The organism is Rhodanobacter thiooxydans (assembly GCF_030291135.1).
Lineage (GTDB): Bacteria > Pseudomonadota > Gammaproteobacteria > Xanthomonadales > Rhodanobacteraceae > Rhodanobacter > Rhodanobacter thiooxydans_A.
The window spans coordinates 2,081,000-2,097,585 of the sequence record NZ_CP127409.1; the positions used below are offsets into that span (position 1 = coordinate 2,081,000).

The 16,586-nt window shown below is 66.9% G+C and carries 19 protein-coding genes; 4 read left to right on the forward strand and 15 right to left on the reverse strand.

What is annotated here, in order from left to right; translation table 11 throughout:
* Positions 1-4: 4 nt before the first annotated feature.
* From msbA to QQA13_RS16175, 13 genes are all read right to left on the reverse strand, one after another.
* Positions 5-1,789, reverse strand: coding sequence for a lipid A export permease/ATP-binding protein MsbA (msbA, locus tag QQA13_RS09490; protein ID WP_108473068.1), 1,785 nt, complete (start codon positions 1,787-1,789; stop codon positions 5-7).
* A complete protein-coding gene (locus tag QQA13_RS09495; RefSeq protein ID WP_108473069.1) occupies positions 1,786-2,217 on the reverse strand; it encodes an ExbD/TolR family protein in 432 nt (143 codons plus the stop codon). The genes msbA and QQA13_RS09495 overlap by 4 nt, the downstream gene beginning before the upstream one ends.
* A gap of 9 nt (positions 2,218-2,226) precedes the next feature.
* Positions 2,227-2,934 carry a MotA/TolQ/ExbB proton channel family protein gene (locus tag QQA13_RS09500; protein WP_108473070.1) on the reverse strand — a complete coding sequence of 236 codons (708 nt, stop codon included), beginning with the start codon at positions 2,932-2,934 and terminating at the stop codon, positions 2,227-2,229.
* Positions 2,935-2,990: 56 nt separating this feature from the next.
* A complete protein-coding gene (locus QQA13_RS09505; RefSeq protein WP_108473071.1) occupies positions 2,991-5,291 on the reverse strand; it encodes a DNA internalization-related competence protein ComEC/Rec2 in 2,301 nt (766 codons plus the stop codon).
* A gap of 236 nt (positions 5,292-5,527) precedes the next feature.
* Positions 5,528-6,241 carry a lipoprotein-releasing ABC transporter ATP-binding protein LolD gene (gene lolD / locus QQA13_RS09510; RefSeq protein WP_234411396.1) on the reverse strand — a complete coding sequence of 238 codons (714 nt, stop codon included), beginning with the start codon at positions 6,239-6,241 and terminating at the stop codon, positions 5,528-5,530.
* Positions 6,234-7,475 carry a lipoprotein-releasing ABC transporter permease subunit gene (locus QQA13_RS09515; RefSeq protein WP_108473073.1) on the reverse strand — a complete coding sequence of 414 codons (1,242 nt, stop codon included), beginning with the start codon at positions 7,473-7,475 and terminating at the stop codon, positions 6,234-6,236. The genes lolD and QQA13_RS09515 overlap by 8 nt, the downstream gene beginning before the upstream one ends.
* Before the next feature lie 97 nt (positions 7,476-7,572).
* Positions 7,573-8,010 carry a protein YgfX gene (locus tag QQA13_RS09520; RefSeq protein WP_108473074.1) on the reverse strand — a complete coding sequence of 146 codons (438 nt, stop codon included), beginning with the start codon at positions 8,008-8,010 and terminating at the stop codon, positions 7,573-7,575.
* On the reverse strand, positions 7,982-8,230 hold the full coding sequence (locus tag QQA13_RS09525) for a succinate dehydrogenase assembly factor 2 (RefSeq protein WP_108473075.1): 249 nt from the start codon (positions 8,228-8,230) through the stop codon (positions 7,982-7,984). Before QQA13_RS09525 ends, QQA13_RS09520 begins: the two co-directional genes overlap by 29 nt.
* Before the next feature lie 104 nt (positions 8,231-8,334).
* Positions 8,335-9,117 carry a succinate dehydrogenase iron-sulfur subunit gene (locus QQA13_RS09530; RefSeq protein ID WP_108473076.1) on the reverse strand — a complete coding sequence of 261 codons (783 nt, stop codon included), beginning with the start codon at positions 9,115-9,117 and terminating at the stop codon, positions 8,335-8,337.
* 21 nt (positions 9,118-9,138) lie between these two features.
* Entirely contained in the window at positions 9,139-10,926 is a 1,788-nt protein-coding gene (sdhA, locus tag QQA13_RS09535) for a succinate dehydrogenase flavoprotein subunit (protein WP_108473077.1), read from the reverse strand.
* Positions 10,927-10,930: 4 nt separating this feature from the next.
* Positions 10,931-11,344, reverse strand: a complete 414-nt coding sequence (sdhD, locus tag QQA13_RS09540) for a succinate dehydrogenase, hydrophobic membrane anchor protein (RefSeq protein WP_108473078.1) — start codon at positions 11,342-11,344, stop codon at positions 10,931-10,933.
* Complete coding sequence (gene sdhC / locus QQA13_RS09545) at positions 11,341-11,736, reverse strand: succinate dehydrogenase, cytochrome b556 subunit (RefSeq protein ID WP_108473098.1); 396 nt, start codon at positions 11,734-11,736, stop codon at positions 11,341-11,343. Before sdhC ends, sdhD begins: the two co-directional genes overlap by 4 nt.
* Before the next feature lie 87 nt (positions 11,737-11,823).
* The gene (locus tag QQA13_RS16175; RefSeq protein WP_325051478.1) at positions 11,824-12,135 is read right to left on the reverse strand and encodes a DUF1674 domain-containing protein; all 312 of its coding nucleotides are present in this window, start codon (positions 12,133-12,135) and stop codon (positions 11,824-11,826) included.
* Between the two features lie 15 nt (positions 12,136-12,150).
* On the opposite strand from QQA13_RS16175, the gene QQA13_RS09550 reads away from it, so the two are divergent.
* Together QQA13_RS09550 and QQA13_RS09555 are read left to right on the forward strand one after the other, a co-directional pair.
* Positions 12,151-12,924 (forward strand): YgfZ/GcvT domain-containing protein, encoded by a 774-nt coding sequence (locus tag QQA13_RS09550; protein ID WP_234411397.1) that lies wholly within the window; start codon positions 12,151-12,153, stop codon positions 12,922-12,924.
* A 475-nt stretch (positions 12,925-13,399) separates the two neighbouring features.
* The gene (locus QQA13_RS09555) at positions 13,400-13,834 is read left to right on the forward strand and encodes a cell wall hydrolase (RefSeq protein ID WP_234411398.1); all 435 of its coding nucleotides are present in this window, start codon (positions 13,400-13,402) and stop codon (positions 13,832-13,834) included.
* Between the two features lie 82 nt (positions 13,835-13,916).
* On the opposite strand, the gene QQA13_RS09560 is transcribed toward QQA13_RS09555, so the two are convergent.
* Together QQA13_RS09560 and QQA13_RS09565 are read right to left on the reverse strand one after the other, a co-directional pair.
* Positions 13,917-14,420 carry a glycine zipper 2TM domain-containing protein gene (locus tag QQA13_RS09560; RefSeq protein ID WP_108473082.1) on the reverse strand — a complete coding sequence of 168 codons (504 nt, stop codon included), beginning with the start codon at positions 14,418-14,420 and terminating at the stop codon, positions 13,917-13,919.
* Between the two features lie 26 nt (positions 14,421-14,446).
* Positions 14,447-15,034, reverse strand: a complete 588-nt coding sequence (locus tag QQA13_RS09565) for a glycine zipper 2TM domain-containing protein (protein ID WP_108473083.1) — start codon at positions 15,032-15,034, stop codon at positions 14,447-14,449.
* 171 nt (positions 15,035-15,205) lie between these two features.
* Here QQA13_RS09565 and QQA13_RS09570 point away from each other — a divergent pair, with 171 nt between their 5' ends.
* Both QQA13_RS09570 and QQA13_RS09575 read left to right on the forward strand, forming a co-directional pair.
* Complete coding sequence (locus tag QQA13_RS09570; RefSeq protein WP_108473099.1) at positions 15,206-15,973, forward strand: TatD family hydrolase; 768 nt, start codon at positions 15,206-15,208, stop codon at positions 15,971-15,973.
* A gap of 80 nt (positions 15,974-16,053) precedes the next feature.
* Positions 16,054-16,578 carry a MarR family winged helix-turn-helix transcriptional regulator gene (locus QQA13_RS09575; RefSeq protein WP_108473084.1) on the forward strand — a complete coding sequence of 175 codons (525 nt, stop codon included), beginning with the start codon at positions 16,054-16,056 and terminating at the stop codon, positions 16,576-16,578.
* Positions 16,579-16,586 lie beyond the last annotated feature (8 nt).

The window sequence follows — 16,586 nt, forward strand, 5'->3', positions numbered from 1 at the left end:
GCCCTCAGTCGCTGCCGAGATTCGCGGCGTGGTCGTGGAACTGCATCCGGTGCAATGCGGCGTACTGGCCGTCCAGCGCGATCAGCTCGGCGTGCGTGCCGCGCTCGATGATGCGGCCCTGCTCCATCACCGCGATCTGGTCGGCGCCTTCGATGGTGGACAGGCGATGTGCGATCACCAGCGTGGTGCGGTCGCGCATCAGGCGCTGCAGTGCCTGCTGGATCAGCTGTTCCGATTCGGTGTCGAGCGCGCTGGTCGCCTCGTCCAGCACCAGGATCGGCGCGTTCTTCAGGATCGCGCGGGCGATCGCGATGCGCTGGCGCTGGCCGCCGGACAACGTGTTGCCGCTCTGCCCGATCGGCGTGTGGATGCCTTGCGGCAGGCGCGCGATGAACTCCATCGCATTGGCCGCCTCGGCGGCGGCCACGATGTCCGCCTCGCTGGCGCCGGCCAGCTCACCGTAGGCGATGTTGTTGGCCACGGTGTCGTCGAACAGCACCACGCTTTGCCCGACCCAGGCGATCTGGCGGCGCAGCGAGGCCAGTGTGTAATCCTGATAGTCCTCGCCATCAAGCACGATGCGGCCGGCGCTGGGCGCGTAGAAACGCGGCAGCAGGCTGACCAGGCTGCTCTTGCCGCTGCCGGAGCGGCCGACCAAGGCGGTCACCGTGCCGGGGGCGCAATCCAGGTCGACACCGCGCAGGGCTTCGAAATCATTGCTCGGGTAAGTCAGGCGTACATCCTCGAAACGCAGGTCGCCACGCGTGCGCACCAGCTCGCGCGAACCCTGGTCGGTTTCCGGCGGCAAGTCGATGACCTCGAACAGGTCCTCCGCCGCGGAGATCCCGCGCTGGATGTTCGCCTGCACGGTGGCCAGACGCTTCAGCGACGGCATCATGGCGCCCATCGCGGTGAGCACGGCGATGAAAACGCCGGAAGAAATCTGGTCGATGACGCCCGGTCGCGTGCCCAGGAACACCAGCACCGCGAGCGCAAACGCCGCCACCGTCTGGATCGCGGTGCTCGAGCTGGCATTGGTTGCCGCGATCTTCAGGTTGAGTCGGCGCGCGCGATGGGTGACCTCGTCGAAACGGGCCGCTTCATGCTGCTGGCCGCCGTAGATGCGCACCTCGCGATGGGCACCGACCGATTCCTCCACCGTACCGGTGACCGACCCCATCATGCCCTGAATGCGCCGGCTGATCTGCCGGTAACGCCGGCTGACCACGGTGGCGATCAGCATGATCGCCGGGATCATTACCAGCAGCGCCAGCGTGAGGTAGGCACTGTTGTGCAACATCACGTAGAACATGCCGATCACGGTGACGCCTTCGGTCACCGCGATCTTCACCGCATCGGTCGAGGCCGAGGCGACCTGTTCGCTGGTGTAGGTGATGCGGGAAATCTGCTGACCGGACGGCTCGCGGCCGAAGAAGGTCGCCGGCAGGCGCAGGTAGGACGCAAACACGTCGTGCTGTATGGCCTGCACGATGTTGCGCCCAATGTAGGAGATGCCGTAGCTGCTGACGAAAGTGCCGATGCCGCGAATCGCAAAGATGGCCAGGATCCAGATCGGCATCCAGAAAATCAGGTATGGATCCTTGTTCAGGAACAGCTCGTCGAACATCGGCCTGAGCAGGTTGGTGAAAACCGCCAGGCCGCCGCCGTCCACCGCCATGCCGACCAGTGCGATCAGGCCCACCGCCCAGTAAGGCCGGGTGTAGCCAAGCAGGCGCTTGTAGACGCGCCGACTCTCGGCATCCCACACACCAGTCTTGCTGGTGCTCACCGAGCGCTGCCCGGCTTGCTCGGCGTGGTGGCGATCGACAGCCGGGTGAAGCCGAGCTGGCCCAGCGCGTCCATCGCGGTGACCACGTCCTGGTGCGGCGTGTTCGCATCGGCACGGATCGTCACCTGGCGCTCGCGCTCGGCGCCCGCATTGCGCGCGATGGTCTGCTTCAGCGCCTCGATGCCCTCGCCCATCACCTCGTCGCTGCCCACGTAGAAGCGGCCATCGCGGTCGATCATCACCGTCAGCGTCGGGGCGTTCATGTCCCGATCCTGCGTGCTCGCCTGCGGCAGGGTCACCTGCAGGCGCGAGTGCTGGATGAAGGTACTGGTCAGCACGAAGAACATTAGCAGGGTCAGCAGCACGTCGATCAACGGGATCACGTTGATCTCGAACTCGTCACCGCGGCGGTCGTTGCCGATACGCATCGGTGCGCCTCAGCCCGCGCTCGGTGCAGTCGGCACCGCCGCGCGCCGCGGCCGCGCCGGCGCCGCGGCAGGACTCGGGGTCAGCGTCAGGTCGTCGAGCAGCGCGGTGGCCTGCTTTTCCATCTCTATGCGGTAACCGGTCACGCGCGAGCGGAAGTAGCGGTGCAGCACGTAGGCGGGAATCGCCACGGTCAGGCCTGCCGCGGTGCAGATCAGCGCCTCGCCGATGCCGCCGGCCATCTTCGCCGGATCGCCGATACCGCCGGCCATCACGTCCATGAACATGCGGATCAGACCGATCACGGTGCCGAACAGGCCCAGCAGCGGGCCGATCAGCGCGATCGTGCCCAGTGTGTTGAGGTAGCGCTCCATCCGGTGCACCACATGCCGGCCGGTATCCTCGATGCGCTCCTTGATGATATCGCGCGACTGCCGGCGCACGGTCAGCGCAGCGGCCAGCAGTTCGCCCAGCGGCGAACCGTTTGCCAGCGCCTCGACATGCTTCGGATCGAGCTGGCCGGAGCGCGCCCACTGGCGCACTTCGTCGCCCAGGCCCGGTGGCAGCACCGACTTGCGGCGCAGGGTCCAGCAGCGCTCCAGCACGATCGCCAGGGCAATCGCCGAGCAGATCAGGATGGGTGCCAACGCCCAACCACCAGCCAACAGGATTTCCAGCACTTTTCGACCCCAACGCGCGACCCGACAGGAAGCGCGCATGATAGCAGTCTCGCCCCGCGGTACTGCTGCATGCGTGGCATTCCCCGCCGGCCCGGTCACTCGCGCCAGTAGCGTGCCTGCCGCTGGCGCCAGCCCGGCTCGCGCCGCGGTGGCGCGTCGGCGGGAAAATCCAGCGGGATCGCGCCTTCCCGGGCCGTATCGAACACCGGCACGTGGGCATCGGCGTAGCGCGCCATCACCTCCGGCCTGGGGTGGCCGAAGCGGTTGTGCCAGCCCGCCGACACCACCGCCAGCCGGGGTCGCACGGCGGCGATGAAAGCGGCGCTGGACGAAGTCCGGCTGCCATGGTGTGGCACCAGCAGCACCGGTGCCGGGCCGGGGCCGAGTGCCACCGCCACCAGCGGCTCCACCGCGGAGCTGATGTCGCCGGTCAACAACAGGCGCCCGCCACGGCCCTCGACCAGCAACACGCAGGAACTGTCGTTGTCGCGGTCGCCCGCGCCGCGGGTCGGGTTCAGCATGCGAAAGCTCACGCCATCCCACTGCCATGCCTGGCCAGCCACGCACTGCTGCATCGGCACACGTACTCGCGATGGCTCGCCCGCATAGCGTTGCGCCTGCGGGAATGCGTTCGCCACCGCTTCGGCGCCACCGGCGTGGTCGTTGTCGCCGTGGCTGACCATCAGCATGTCCAGCCGGCCGATGCCCAGCGCGTGGATCGACGGCAACACCACCGCCTCGCCCAGGTCGAAGCCGGACGGGTAACGCGCACCAGCGTCATACACCAGCACGTGGTCGCGGGTACGCAGCAGCACCGACAGGCCCTGCCCCACGTCGAGCACCCATACCTTGAACGCGCCCTCCGGCGGCGACGGATTCGGCGGCCACAGCAATGGCAGGAACAACAGCAGGCCAAGCCAGCGCAGCGGCACGCCGCGCGGCAGGAACAGCCACAATGCGCCGAGCACGGCCAGCAGCAGCGCGTGCGCCTGCACCGCGGGCAGATACCACTGTGCACCGGGCCAGCTCGCCATCTGCTCCAGCAGCCACCATTGCGCATGCGCGATCCGTGCGGCCAGCCACAGCACCGGCGCGGCCAGCGGCGGGCACAGGCCCAGCAGCAGCATGCCGAGCAAGGCGCACGGCACGATCACGAAGCTGACCACCGGCACCGCGACCAGGTTCGACAACGCGCCCACCAGCGAGGCCTGGCCGAAGAACCACAAGGTCAGCGGCAGCAGGGCCACCGTCATCAACAATTGCCCGGCGGTCAGTTCGTGCAGGAACGCGCGCAAGCCACGCCCGCGCGACTGCAGGCACAGCATCAGGAACGCCACGCCCACGAACGACAGCCAGAACCCTGCCGCCAGCACCGCCAGCGGATCGGCCAGCAGGATCGCGATCAGCGCCAGCGCCAGCGACTGCGCGCCGCTGCTGCCGCGCCGGCTACAGCGCGCCAGCGCCACCACCGCGATCATCAACAAGGTGCGTACCGTAGGCAGGCCGAAGCCGGCCAGCGCGCTGTACAGCGCGGCCACTAGTAGCGCCGCCGCAGCCTGCACCTGCGGCCGCGGCCACCACAGGCCCAGCCGCGGCCACAGTACGTAGGCCAGCCAGGCCAGCCACACCCCGAACACCGCCGCCACGCCGACGTGGAAGCCGGAAATCGCGATCAGGTGCGACACCCCGTTTGCGCGCGCCACGGCCCAGTCGCGCTGCTGCAAGCCGCGTGTGTCGCCAACCGTGAATGCCTGCAGCAGTGCTGCGTCGTGCCGGTCACGCACCCGTGCCGCGATGCCGCGGGCCACCGCGTCACGCACCCCATCGATGCACCAGCGCGCGCCGGCCAGCGCCGCATTGTCCGGATCGTCGCGCACGTAACCGGTGGCGACGATGCCACGCTCCAGCGCCGAACGTTCACTGTCAGCGCCACCGGGATCGAGCAGCCCGCGCGGCCGCTTCAGGCGCAGCGACAGTCGCCAGCGCGAACACGGCCGCAGCGGCGGCGCATCCTCGTACCAGGCCACCGTGACGCGTCCACGCAACGCGACTGGCTGGCCATCCAGCATGGCCTGTTCCACCTGCAGCGTGAAGCGGCTGGCGTCCGGATGCGCCAGCGGCAGGTCGGCGATCGTGCCGATGGCCACCAGGTCACGCCCTTCCAGCGCCCGCGGCAACCGCGCATCCATCGCGAGGCCGCCATGCCAGGCCGCCCACACCATGCCGAACAGCAGCCAGGCCAGCCAGCGCCAGCATGGGCAGCACCAGGCCAGCACGCCGGCCACCAACAGCGACAGGGCCAGGCACCAGTACGGCGGCAGTTGCGGCAGCCACTGCACCAGCAGCACGCCAGCCAGCAAGGCCAGGGCTGCCGTGACTGCCGTCATTCGCGTCATGCCGCGCGCCTCATTCCATCCTGGAAGAGTGCGAGCCTAGCGCGGCGGCCGCAGCGGTGAAGATGAAAAATGTGTAGGCGCACGCCCGGGCGACTTGCCGAACCCGTCAGGATGGGTTCCCTCCCCTGCGCAGCAGGGGCGGATCAGGGAGGGGTGGCTCTTGATCTTGCCGTCTTGCCGCAAGCTCGGACTACCCCACCCAACCTCCCCCTGCATGCAGGGGGAGGAGCGGAGCGTCAGGCGTTCGCGCTTTCCTGCAGCACGCCGTTGTGCAGCACCAGGGTGCGGTCCATCTTCGCCGCGAGGTGCGGGTCGTGGGTGACCAGCACGAAGCTGGTGCCGATCTCGCGGTTGAGCTCCAGCATCAGCGCATAGACCTGCGCGGCGTTGCCCTCGTCGAGGTTGCCGGTGGGCTCGTCGCCGAGCACGCAGGCCGGCCGCGTCACCAGCGCGCGCGCCACCGCGCAGCGCTGGCGTTCGCCGCCGGAAAGTTCGGACGGCTTGTGATGCGTGCGCCCGCCCAGCCCGACACGTTCCAGCAAGGCCGCGGCCTGCTTCTGCGCCTCGGCGATCGCCGTGCCGCGGATCAGCAGCGGCATGCACACGTTCTCCAGCGCGGTGAACTCGGGCAGCAGGTGGTGGAACTGGTAGATGAAGCCGAGCGAGCGGTTGCGCACGCGGCCGCGCTCGGCGTCGGACAGCTTCGACAGCACGCGGCCGTCCACTTCCACTTCGCCGGCGGTCAGCGTATCCAGCCCGCCGATGATGTGCAGCAAGGTGCTCTTGCCCGAGCCGGAGGCGCCGACAATCGCCATCGTCTCGCCGCGCTTCAGGGTGAAGCTGACGTTACTCAGCACGTCGGTGCGCAAGCCGCCTTCGGCGTAGGTCTTGGCGACGCCACTGGCGCGCAGCACGTGTTCGGTGGCGGGTTTCATGATGGTCTTATTCATAACGCAGCGCCTGCGCCGGCTGCGTGCGCGAGGCGCGCCACGCGGGATAGAGGGTGGCCAGCAGCGAGAACGCGAAGGTCAGCAGCGCAGTCCAGCCCACGTCGTGCCAGTCGAGCCGGCTGGGCACCTCGCTGATGTAGTAGACGTCCGGCGACAGGAAGGTGACGTGGAAGGTGTGCTCGATCCACTTGATGATGCCCGGCAGCTTCCAGGACAGCAGCGAGCCGAAGCCCACGCCGAAACCGATGCCGACGAAACCCACCAGCACGCCCTGCACCATGAACATGCCCATGATGCTGCGCGGGGTGGCACCCAGCGTGCGCAGGATCGCGATGTCGGCCTGCTTGTCGGTGACCAGCATCATCAGCATCGAGATCAGGTTGATCACGGCGACCAGGATGATCAGCGACAGGATGATGAACATCACCATCTTTTCCATCGACAGCGCGGCGAACAGGTTTGCGTTGGTGTCCATCCAGGTCTGCACGCGGTAGACCTGGCCCAACTGGTCGGCCAGTTCGCGTGCGACCGGGCGGGCGTTGAACAGGTCGTCGAGCTTCAAGCGGATGCCGGTGGGGCCGCTCAAGTCGTTGAGCTTCTCGGCGTCGCTCATGTTGACCAGCGCCAGGCCGGAGTCGAACTGCTCCATGCCCAGCTCGAAGGTGCCCACCACGTGGAAGACGCGCATGCGCGGCACGCTGCCCATCGGCGTGGCGCGCAACTGCTGCACCGCCATGGTGACGCGGTCGCCCACGCTGACACCCAGCGTCATCGCCAGTTCACGGCCCAGCACGATGTTCCAGCTGCCGGGAGTCAAGTCGGCGAGCTTGCCGTCGAGCATGTGCCTGTCGATGTCGACGACCTTTGGCTCCTGCGCCGGCTCGATGCCGCGCACCAGCGCGCCGCTGGAGCGCCGTGCCAGCAGCATCGCCTCGCTCTCCACGTACGGTGCGGCGCCCAGCACGTGCGGGTTGGCCTCGGCGATCTTGAGTGCGCGCGGCCAGTCCTGCACGCTCTCGCCGATGCCGGACACGGTGGCATGCGAGATCGCGCCGAGGATGCGTGAGCGCATCTGGTAGTCGAAGCCGTTCATCACCGACATCACCGTGATCAGCGCGATCACGCTGATCGCGATGCACACGATCGATACGGTGGAGATGAAGGAGATGAACTGGTTGCGCCGTTTGGCACGGGTATAGCGCAGGCCGATGAAGAGTTCGAGCGGTCGGAACATGGGCGGGTCGCTGGTGGGAATCGCAGGGCGGGCCGCCCGGTCGCCCATTATCGGGCATTCGCTCGGACCGTGCTGCGGCGGCAAAGTTGCCGGACGGTCACAGCCGCGGCAATGCCTCACCCGGCTGGATCGTGGCCAGGCGCATGCGCAGGCGCCGGCGGATGTCCGCGTCGCTGTTGTCCGGCGCCAGCAGCAGCACCTGCATGCCACGCTCCGCCGTCCGCAGGCGCAGCAGCACGAACGCGCCGAGCACGCGGGACGAGGCCAGCGTGGCAGCCATGTCATCGTGGTTGCGCATGCGCAGCGTCCAGGCGTCGTCGGCGCCCCAGCCAGCCGCCACGACCGGACCCGCGGCCAGGCGGCGAAGCGCATGCCACGTGGCCAGCAGCACGAGCACCGCCAGCAGCAGCTTCAGCCACATCGGCAACGCACTCAGCGCCACCGCGAGCAACGCCAGTGCGGCGACCAGCACCAGGGTCCGCCGCAACCATCGCGACGGCCGGTATTCAAAGCCGATGGCGGGTGCGGATGTCATCGATGATCGCCTGCCAGTCCGCCCGCTGCGGACGCGCATGACCCATCACCCAGTCCCACAGGTCCGGGTCCTGCACGTCGAGCAGCTCGTCGAACGCCTGCCGGCGCGCTTCGTCCGCATCGGCGAAGCATTCGTCCAGCCAGCCGCCGAACAGCGCATCCAGTTCGCGCGTGCCGCGGCGGGTGCGCCAGCGCAGGCGCTTGATGCGTGCTTCATCCATCACGAGGCTCGGTCGTTGTCCATGAAGGCGGAGTGTAGCCGTTGCACCAGAACGTGACAGGCCGCACATGGCGGCCTGTCACGTGCGGAACTTTGGCAGGGCGGTCAGACCGAGCGCCGCTCCACCATCAGCTTCTTGATCTCCGCGATCGCCTTGGCCGGGTTGAGGCCCTTCGGGCAGGTGCGCGTGCAGTTCATGATGGTGTGGCAGCGATACAGCTTGAACGGGTCTTCCAGGTCGTCCAGTCGGTCGCCGGTGGTTTCGTCGCGTGAGTCGACGATCCAGCGGTAGGCCTGCAGCAGGATCGCCGGGCCGAGGTACTTGTCGCCGTTCCACCAGTAGCTGGGGCAACTGGTGGAGCAGCACGCGCACAGGATGCATTCGTACAGGCCGTCGAGCTTCTTGCGGTCTTCCGGCGACTGCAGGCGTTCCTTGTCGGGCACCGCGCTCTGCGTGCGGATCCACGGCTTGATCGAGGCGTACTGGGCGTAGAAATGGGTGAGGTCGGGCACCAGATCCTTCACCACCGGCATGTGCGGCAACGGGTAGATCTTCACGTCGCCCGACGCCACCTTGTCGATCGCGCAGATGCAGGCCAGCGTGTTGGTGCCGTCGATGTTCATGGCGCACGAGCCGCAGATGCCTTCGCGGCAGGAGCGACGCAGCGTGAGCGTGGGGTCGATCTCGTTCTTGATCTTCAGCAGCGCGTCCAGAACCATCGGCCCGCACGCGGCCAGGTCGACCTCGTAGGTGTCGATGCGCGGGTTCTGGTCGTCGTCCGGACTCCAGCGATAGATGCGGAAGGTACGCGGCTTCTTCGCGTCCTTCGCCGGGTAGTGCTTGCCCGGCTGGATCTTGGAATTCTTGGGTAGCGAAAACTCTGCCACAGTGGCTCTCCAGTCCGGATATCAGTAAACGCGCTTCTTCGGCGGCACCACTTCGACCTCGTCGGAGAGGGTGAACATGTGCACCGGGCGGTAGTCGAAGCTGGTCTTGCCGTGCTCGTCCACCTTGACCAGGGTATGTTTCATCCACTCGGCGTCGTTGCGATCGGGGAAGTCCTCGCGCGCATGGGCGCCGCGGCTCTCCGGACGCTGCTCGGCCGAGTGCATGGTGCCCACCGCCTGGTCCAGCAGGTTGGCCAGCTCCAGCGTCTCGATCAGGTCGGAGTTCCACACCAGCGAACGGTCGCTGACCTTCACCTGCTGGAACGAGGCGTGCACCTTGTCGATCTTCGCGCAGCCTTCCTTCAGCGTCTCGCCGGTGCGGAACACCGCGGCGTCGGCCTGCATGGTGCGCTGCATGTCGAGACGGATCTGCGCGGTGGGCAGTTCGCCATCAGCGTGGCGCAGGCCGTCGAAGCGGGCCAGCGCCTTGTCCAGCGCGCTGGCCGGCAGATCCTTGTGCGCGGCACCGGGCTGGATGAGTTCGGCGCAGCGATGCGCCACCGCGCGGCCAAACACCACCAGGTCGAGCAGCGAGTTGGAGCCCAGGCGGTTGCCGCCATGCACCGATACGCAGGCCGCTTCGCCGATCGCGAACAGGCCCGGCACCACGGCGTCGACGTCGTCGCCCTTCTTCTGCACCACTTCGCCGTGGTAATTGGTCGGGATGCCGCCCATGTTGTAGTGCACGGTGGGCAGGATCGGGATCGGCTCGCGGGTCACGTCCACGCCGGCGAAGATGCGCGCCGACTCGGCGATGCCCGGCAGGCGCTCGTGGATCACCTCGGGGCCGAGGTGCATCAGGTTGAGGAAGGCGTGGTCCTTGTGCTCGCCCACGCCGCGGCCTTCGCGGATCTCGATGGTGATGGCGCGGCTGACCACGTCGCGCGAAGCCAGGTCCTTCGCGCTGGGCGCGTAGCGCTCCATGAAGCGCTCGCCCTTGGAATTGGTGAGGTAGCCACCCTCGCCACGCACGCCCTCGGTGATCAGGCAGCCGGCGCCGTAGATGCCGGTGGGGTGGAACTGCACGAACTCCAGATCCTGCAACGCCAGGCCGGCACGCAGCACCATGCCGCCGCCGTCGCCGGTGCAGGTGTGCGCCGAGGTGGCGCTGAAGTAGGCGCGGCCATAGCCGCCGGTGGCCAGCACCACGGCCTGGCCGCGGAACACGTGCAGCGTGCCCTCGTTCATGTCCAGCGCCAGCACGCCGCGGCAGACGCCTTCCTCATCGAAGATCAGGTCGGTGGCGAAGTATTCGACGAAGAACGTGGCGTCGTGCGCCAGCGCCTGCTGGTACAGCGTGTGCAGGATCGCGTGGCCGGTGCGGTCGGCCGCGGCGCAGGTGCGCTGCGCGGTGCCCTTGCCGTAATGCGTGGTCATGCCGCCGAACGGGCGCTGGTAGATGTGGCCGTCCTCGGTACGCGAGAACGGCACGCCGTAGTGCTCCAGTTCGATCACCGACTGCGGCGCGTTCTTGCACATGTACTCGATCGCGTCCTGGTCGCCCAGCCAGTCGCCGCCCTTCACGGTGTCGTAGAAGTGGAAGCGCCAGTCGTCCTCGCCCATGTTGCCCAGCGCGGCGGCGATGCCGCCCTGCGCCGCCACGGTATGCGAGCGGGTCGGGAACACCTTGGTGATGCAGGCGGCCTTCAGCCCCTTCTCGGCCAGACCGAAGGTGGCACGGAGGCCCGCGCCGCCGGCGCCGACCACCACCACGTCGTACTTGTGCTGCTGGATCTTGTAGCTTTCCACGGTCTCAGACTCCCAATGCGATGCGCAGCACGGCCAGCACGCCCGCGAGCGCGCACAGCACCGCGAGGAACTTGATCGCCACCAGCAGCACCACTTCCTTCCAGCGGGTGTGCACGTAATCCTCGATCACCACCTGCAGGCCGAGCACGGCATGCCAGAACGCGGTGACCACGAACAGTATCAGCAACAGCGCATTCCACGGCTTGGCCACCATGGCCTTCGCCGTGGCGTAGTCGGCGTGCAGCAGGGAGAGCACGGTGACCAGGAACCACAGGCCGAGCACGATCAGCGCGGCGGCGGTGACGCGCTGTACCCACCAGTGATCCACGCCGTGCTGCGCCGAGCCCAGGCCACGCGCATGCTTCATCGGATGGCGCAGCTGGCTGCGCACGTCGTCGGTACCCACGCGCAGGTTCATGCCACACCTCCTTGAGCAAGCACGCAGGCCCAGATGAGTATCGTGAGCACGAAGCTACCGATCACCGACAGCCAGCTCGAACGCACGAACTGGGGAATCGCGTAACCGGCGCCGGTGTCCTGCACCAGGTGACGGATGCCGTTGCACAGGTGATAGCTGAGCGCCCAGCTCCAGCCCACCAGGAGAATGAGGCCGATGGGACTGCCGGTGCAGGTCTTGAACTGCTCGAAAGCCGCCTCGCCGGAGGCCAGCGCCAGAAGCCCCCACACCACCAGCAGAGTGCCGATGGCCAGCGCGATGCCGGTGGCGCGATGCAGGATAGAGGTCACCATCTGTATCTGCCACCTGTAGACCTGCAGGTGCGGGGAGAGCGGTCGTTGCGTATCTGCCATGGCGGCCATCCTGTGTGGAATCGCTGATGTCCATGCCGCACCTTCCCCTGTCCTTATGCGCGACGACAACGAGCGCCGCGCGGTCGTTCAGAAGTCGATACAGCGCCCGTTCTTTTCCCAATCGCCATAACGCGTGGGATCGGGGGCCGGCTTCTCCTCCGACACTTTGTCCGCCACCGGCGTGACAGGCACGACAGTCGTCTCCGTCGAAACGGAGGCAGGTGTGGACTCGGCGGGAGAGGAGGTATCGGACATGGTTTTTGTAAGCCGCCAAAGGTTAATACTTGCGGCAATGCAGTACAACCATGCGACACGCCCGGCGAAGCCTCGACTGGCGGATCGCACTTGTGCCCGACGCCACCTGCCCCCAATTCTGGCTGACTCATGCCGACATACCATCCTGCCGAAACCCTGTTGATCGAAGGTCCTGACGCGACGACTTTCGCGCACGCGCAGTTCAGCAGCGCAGTCAGCCCGCTCGCCACCGGCCAGTGGCAATTCAGTGCATGGCTCGACCCGCAGGGACGCGTGCGTGCGCTGTTCCAGTTGGCCCGGCTTGCCGACGAGCGCTACCTGCTGCTGCTGCGCGGAGGCATCGCCACGACGCTGGCCGATGCGCTGCGACGCTTCGTGTTCCGCTCGAAACTCGGCGTGACGGCATTGCCGCCGCGCATGCTCGCGACCGGTCCGGCACTGCCGCTGCACACGGTCGTCGACGATGGCGAAGCCGTGTCACTCGGCTGCGACACGCACAGTCTGCGCATCATCGCCTCCGCTGTGGGCGACGACGCATGGCGCTTGCCGCAACTGCGCGCAGGCTGGCCCTGGTTGCCGACACCACTGCTGGGCGAACTGTTGCCATCGGCCTTGTCGCTGCAGCGCCTGCATGCAGTCGCCGTTGACAAGGGCTGTTATCCGGGCCAGGAAATCGTCGCGCGGCTACATTTTCGCGGCGGGCACAAACGACACCTGCATTGCGTCAGATTGTCGCAAGCGGTGAGTGCCGGCGACACACTGCGACGTGATGGCCGCGATGTCGGCTGCGTGCTCGATGTCGTCACGACAGGCGACGGCATCGAGGCACTCGTCGTGTTGAGCGATGACGTCGCTGCGCAGGCCACCACCGGACATGCACAAACATTCGACGACGATCTTGCGATCGAAATCCTTGCGTCATGGCCAGCGTGAGCGATAGCTGTCGACGCAGATGAATTTCGCGTGTGGACCTTGTCAATGAATCGTGAGCCTCAGTTAAACTTCGCCACCCCGGCACTTGCCAGCGGCAGATTCCGCCACTAGGCTCCGCCGATCGAATATCGCGGCATCCGGAACACGGGGTGCCGATACACGCGACGAACCGGAAGAATCCGAATCGGCGCGACCCGGCAGCAGCAACGCCGGATGGAACACGCCTCGCAGCCAACGAGTGCGCAGTAGTCGAAGGCAACACGGCCGAACGGCCGCACGACGCCCGACAACATCAAAATCCCCCGATCGGCGCAACCCCGTCGTTCGACCCGCCACAGTCCCGTGGCAAAGCACCATGGCCACAAGTTTCGGCCATGGTGATTGATCCAGGTGGAACGGCCTGCCCGCCCGTCCACCGCAACGGCGCACAAAGCTGCAGTCTGCTTTGTGCGTACAGCACGCTGGAGGCAGAACCATGAAACTTTCCATGCTGTTGTGGCTGACGACACTCATGCCCCAGCCCGTCGCTGACCAGGCCTGCCTGGCCACCACTGTCTATCTCGAGGCACGCAGCGAACCGACCAACGGCCAGCTCGCCGTGGCGGAAGTGGCACTGCGACGACGCGACCGCGGGCGCTGGGGCGACACCGTGTGCAAGGTGGTGACTTCGCCTCACCAGTTCGCCACGACGACTACGCCTGGCTCGTTCGAGATCACCAACCTGGAAGCCTTCAACAAGGCATGGCAGGTAGCCGGCACGTCGATCCGGAACTGGCAACTGCCGCTCGCGCAACGCCGCATGCTGGTACCGCGCGCCGATCACTTCGCCACGACCGCGATCGCACCTGCCTGGTCGCGCAACCGCCCCAGCGTGACGATCGGCGAACATGCGTTCTATGCCGTGAACTGATTCGCGCATCGGCAAAGAAATAAAAAAGGCCCTCTTTCGAGGGCCTTTTTATTCAGACGTCCAGACGTCCAGACGTATTTACTTAACGCGGATAGACCTGATCGCCGCGTACCTCGACATAGTCGCCGTTGCGCACGCCGGGGTTCTCGCGCTGGGTCACCGTGGCGTACTGGCCGTTGTCCAGCCGCACCACGATGCGCCAGGCGACGTCGCTGCCGCTGTTGCGCTTGCCGATCTGGTTGCCGACGACGCCACCGGCCACCGCACCGACCACGGTGGCGGCCTTGCGGCCATCACCCTTGCCGACCTGGTTGCCGAGCACGCCGCCGGCCACCGCACCGATGATCGCGCCCAGCGTGCCACCGTTGCCGCTGCTGCCATCGATGTAGACCTGCTGCACCTCCTGCACCACGCCACAAGCCTGGCAGCGGCCGCTGCGATCACCATAGCCGTAGCTGCCCTGCTGCCCCTGGTAGCCACGGTTGTAGTTGCCATTGTTGCCGTACGGTGCGGAGGCGCAGCCGGCGAGGGCCAGACCGGCACTCATCGCAGCGGCCAGGGCGAACTTGCTGGTCAGTGCATTCATGGGATCACTTCCTTTTCTGGGTCGTTTCAACGGGCGTCGGACACAGCCGTCACGCCTTCCTGCACCTGCACGCGGTCGCCCGGATCGTGGTCCATCCGCACGGTGCGGGTGACGCCGTTGTATTCGTAGCGGACGTCGTAACCGACGATCTTGCTGCTGGTGTCGTTGACGGTTTCGCACTTGCGCTCCACCGTCGATTCCACCTGGGCGTGCTGGCGGCTGGCCTGGATGCGGTTGCCGGCATAACCACCGCCGACCGCACCGGCCACCGTGGCCAGGGTCCTGCCCTTGCCGCCGCCGATCTGGTTGCCGACCAGGCCACCAACGACCGCGCCGATCGCGGTGCCGGCGATGCGGTGCTCGTCCTTCGGCGGCTCGGTGTGCGTGACCGTCTCGTCATGACAGACCTGCTTCGGGTGGTTCACCGTCGAGTGCACCGGATCGACGCTAACGACCTTGGCGTACTTGACCCCGGCATCCGCGCCCGCACTGGTGCCTGCATCGGCGGAAGCGTTGGAAGCGCCTGCGTCCGCATTGCGGTTGCAGGCCGAGAGGCCAGTCGCGAGTACCGCCGCGATGGCGACATTGAGTACATTGGCTGTCAACCTGTTCATCACAATCCTCTCCTCTGTTTGTTGGCGGCATCGCCGGCGCCTGCCGCACCAGCGCAATAACGTGCGTATCCATTGGACCGTTGTTCAACTGAATCGCAGCTAGCTCACGCTCGTTACATTATCTTCACGTTGCAGCCGCGGAACTCTCTGCCAGTGCACGAAAAGCGAACCATGTCTCATCTCGTCGACAGTCACGTCCATCTCGATGACGACGCCTTCGGCAGCGATCGTGACGCGATCATCGCACGCGCCCGCCTGGCCGGGGTCGGCACGATGGTCATTCCTGCCGTCGATGCCGGCAGCTGGCCGACGATCCGCGATCTCTGCGCCCGCCATGTCGGGCTGCACCCTGCCTACGGGCTGCACCCGATGTTCCTGTCGCAGCATGCGCCGGAACATGTCGACGCGCTGTCTTCCTGGCTGAACGAAAACCATCCGGTGGCGGTCGGCGAGATCGGCCTGGATTTCCACGTGGACGGGCTCGACCGCGAGCTGCAGCGGTACTACTTCTCGCGCCAGCTGCAGCTGGCGCAGGAGCATGACCTGCCGGTGATCGTGCACGCCCGCGGCGCACTGGAGGAAGTCACGCTGACCTTGCGCCGCAACGGCAAGCTGCGCGGCGTGGTGCACAGCTTCTCCGGCAGCGAGCAGCAGGCACGCCAGTTGTGGGATCTGGGTTTCCACCTGGGCATCGGCGGCCCGGTGACCTACGAACGCGCGCAGCGCCTGCGCCGGATCGTGGCGCAGATGCCGATCGAGTTCCTGCTGCTGGAAAGCGACGCCCCGGACCAGCCCGGCGCCGCCCACCGCGGCGAGCGCAACGAACCGGCCCACGTCACCGAGGTCCTGCGCTGCATCGCGGCGCTGCGCCATGTGCCGGAAGCGGACATCGCCGCCGCCACCAGCACCAACGCCCGCCGCCTGTTCGGGCTCGGCTGACGCACATGCCATCCGTCACTTGCCAACGGTGACCGGGGTCTGCTAATTTTTATTTCACTGGTGAACTATGAGTCAGTGAAATGGCACGTTTGGCAAACTGCATCACGATGATGGACGAAGGCGTCGGCCGGGTCAGCCAGATCATCCCGCAGGTACCTGCGCTCGAAGCGCGGCTGTGCCGGCTGATGCTGATGCTGGGCGACGACATCGAGGAAGAGCTCGAATTCAAGCTGAAGGCGCACAAGCTCAACCACAGCGAATTCCTGACCCTGATGATCCTGTACAGCCGCCCGGACGGCAGCTCGACCCCGGGCGAACTGTGCGAGTACACCTCGCAGGGCGCCACCAACATGACCCGCATCGCCAACACGCTGGTCAAGCGCGGGCTGATCACCCGCGGCGGCAGCGAAGCGGATCGCCGCCGCGTGCTGATCCGCATCACCGCAGCCGGGCGGCGCTTCGTGCAGAAGATGCTGCCGCCGATGTTCCCCCGCGTCGCCACCATGTTCGCCGGCTTCAGCGACACCGACAAACGCCAGTTCGACCGCCTGCTGCGCAAGCTGGCGGGCAACCTCGACCAGCTGGGCGAAAGCCGCCTCCCATGAAGGACATC

Bases quoted from the DNA above. Each gene is read 5' to 3' on its own strand.
- QQA13_RS09575 (WP_108473084.1), top strand. From the start codon at position 16,054: ATGGCACGTTTGGCAAACTGCATCACGATGATGGACGAAGGCGTCGGC.
- lolD (WP_234411396.1), bottom strand. From the start codon at position 6,241: ATGAATAAGACCATCATGAAACCCGCCACCGAACACGTGCTGCGCGCC.
- QQA13_RS16175 (WP_325051478.1), bottom strand. From the start codon at position 12,135: ATGGTATGTCGGCATGAGTCAGCCAGAATTGGGGGCAGGTGGCGTCGG.
- QQA13_RS09525 (WP_108473075.1), bottom strand. From the start codon at position 8,230: ATGGATGAAGCACGCATCAAGCGCCTGCGCTGGCGCACCCGCCGCGGC.
- sdhD (WP_108473078.1), bottom strand. From the start codon at position 11,344: ATGAACCTGCGCGTGGGTACCGACGACGTGCGCAGCCAGCTGCGCCAT.
- QQA13_RS09505 (WP_108473071.1), bottom strand. From the start codon at position 5,291: ATGACGCGAATGACGGCAGTCACGGCAGCCCTGGCCTTGCTGGCTGGC.
- QQA13_RS09565 (WP_108473083.1), bottom strand. From the start codon at position 15,034: ATGAACAGGTTGACAGCCAATGTACTCAATGTCGCCATCGCGGCGGTA.
- sdhC (WP_108473098.1), bottom strand. From the start codon at position 11,736: ATGGCAGATACGCAACGACCGCTCTCCCCGCACCTGCAGGTCTACAGG.
- QQA13_RS09495 (WP_108473069.1), bottom strand. From the start codon at position 2,217: ATGCGTATCGGCAACGACCGCCGCGGTGACGAGTTCGAGATCAACGTG.
- QQA13_RS09570 (WP_108473099.1), top strand. From the start codon at position 15,206: ATGTCTCATCTCGTCGACAGTCACGTCCATCTCGATGACGACGCCTTC.
- QQA13_RS09515 (WP_108473073.1), bottom strand. From the start codon at position 7,475: ATGTTCCGACCGCTCGAACTCTTCATCGGCCTGCGCTATACCCGTGCC.
- QQA13_RS09555 (WP_234411398.1), top strand. From the start codon at position 13,400: ATGAAACTTTCCATGCTGTTGTGGCTGACGACACTCATGCCCCAGCCC.
- QQA13_RS09520 (WP_108473074.1), bottom strand. From the start codon at position 8,010: ATGACATCCGCACCCGCCATCGGCTTTGAATACCGGCCGTCGCGATGG.
- QQA13_RS09560 (WP_108473082.1), bottom strand. From the start codon at position 14,420: ATGAATGCACTGACCAGCAAGTTCGCCCTGGCCGCTGCGATGAGTGCC.
- QQA13_RS09500 (WP_108473070.1), bottom strand. From the start codon at position 2,934: ATGCGCGCTTCCTGTCGGGTCGCGCGTTGGGGTCGAAAAGTGCTGGAA.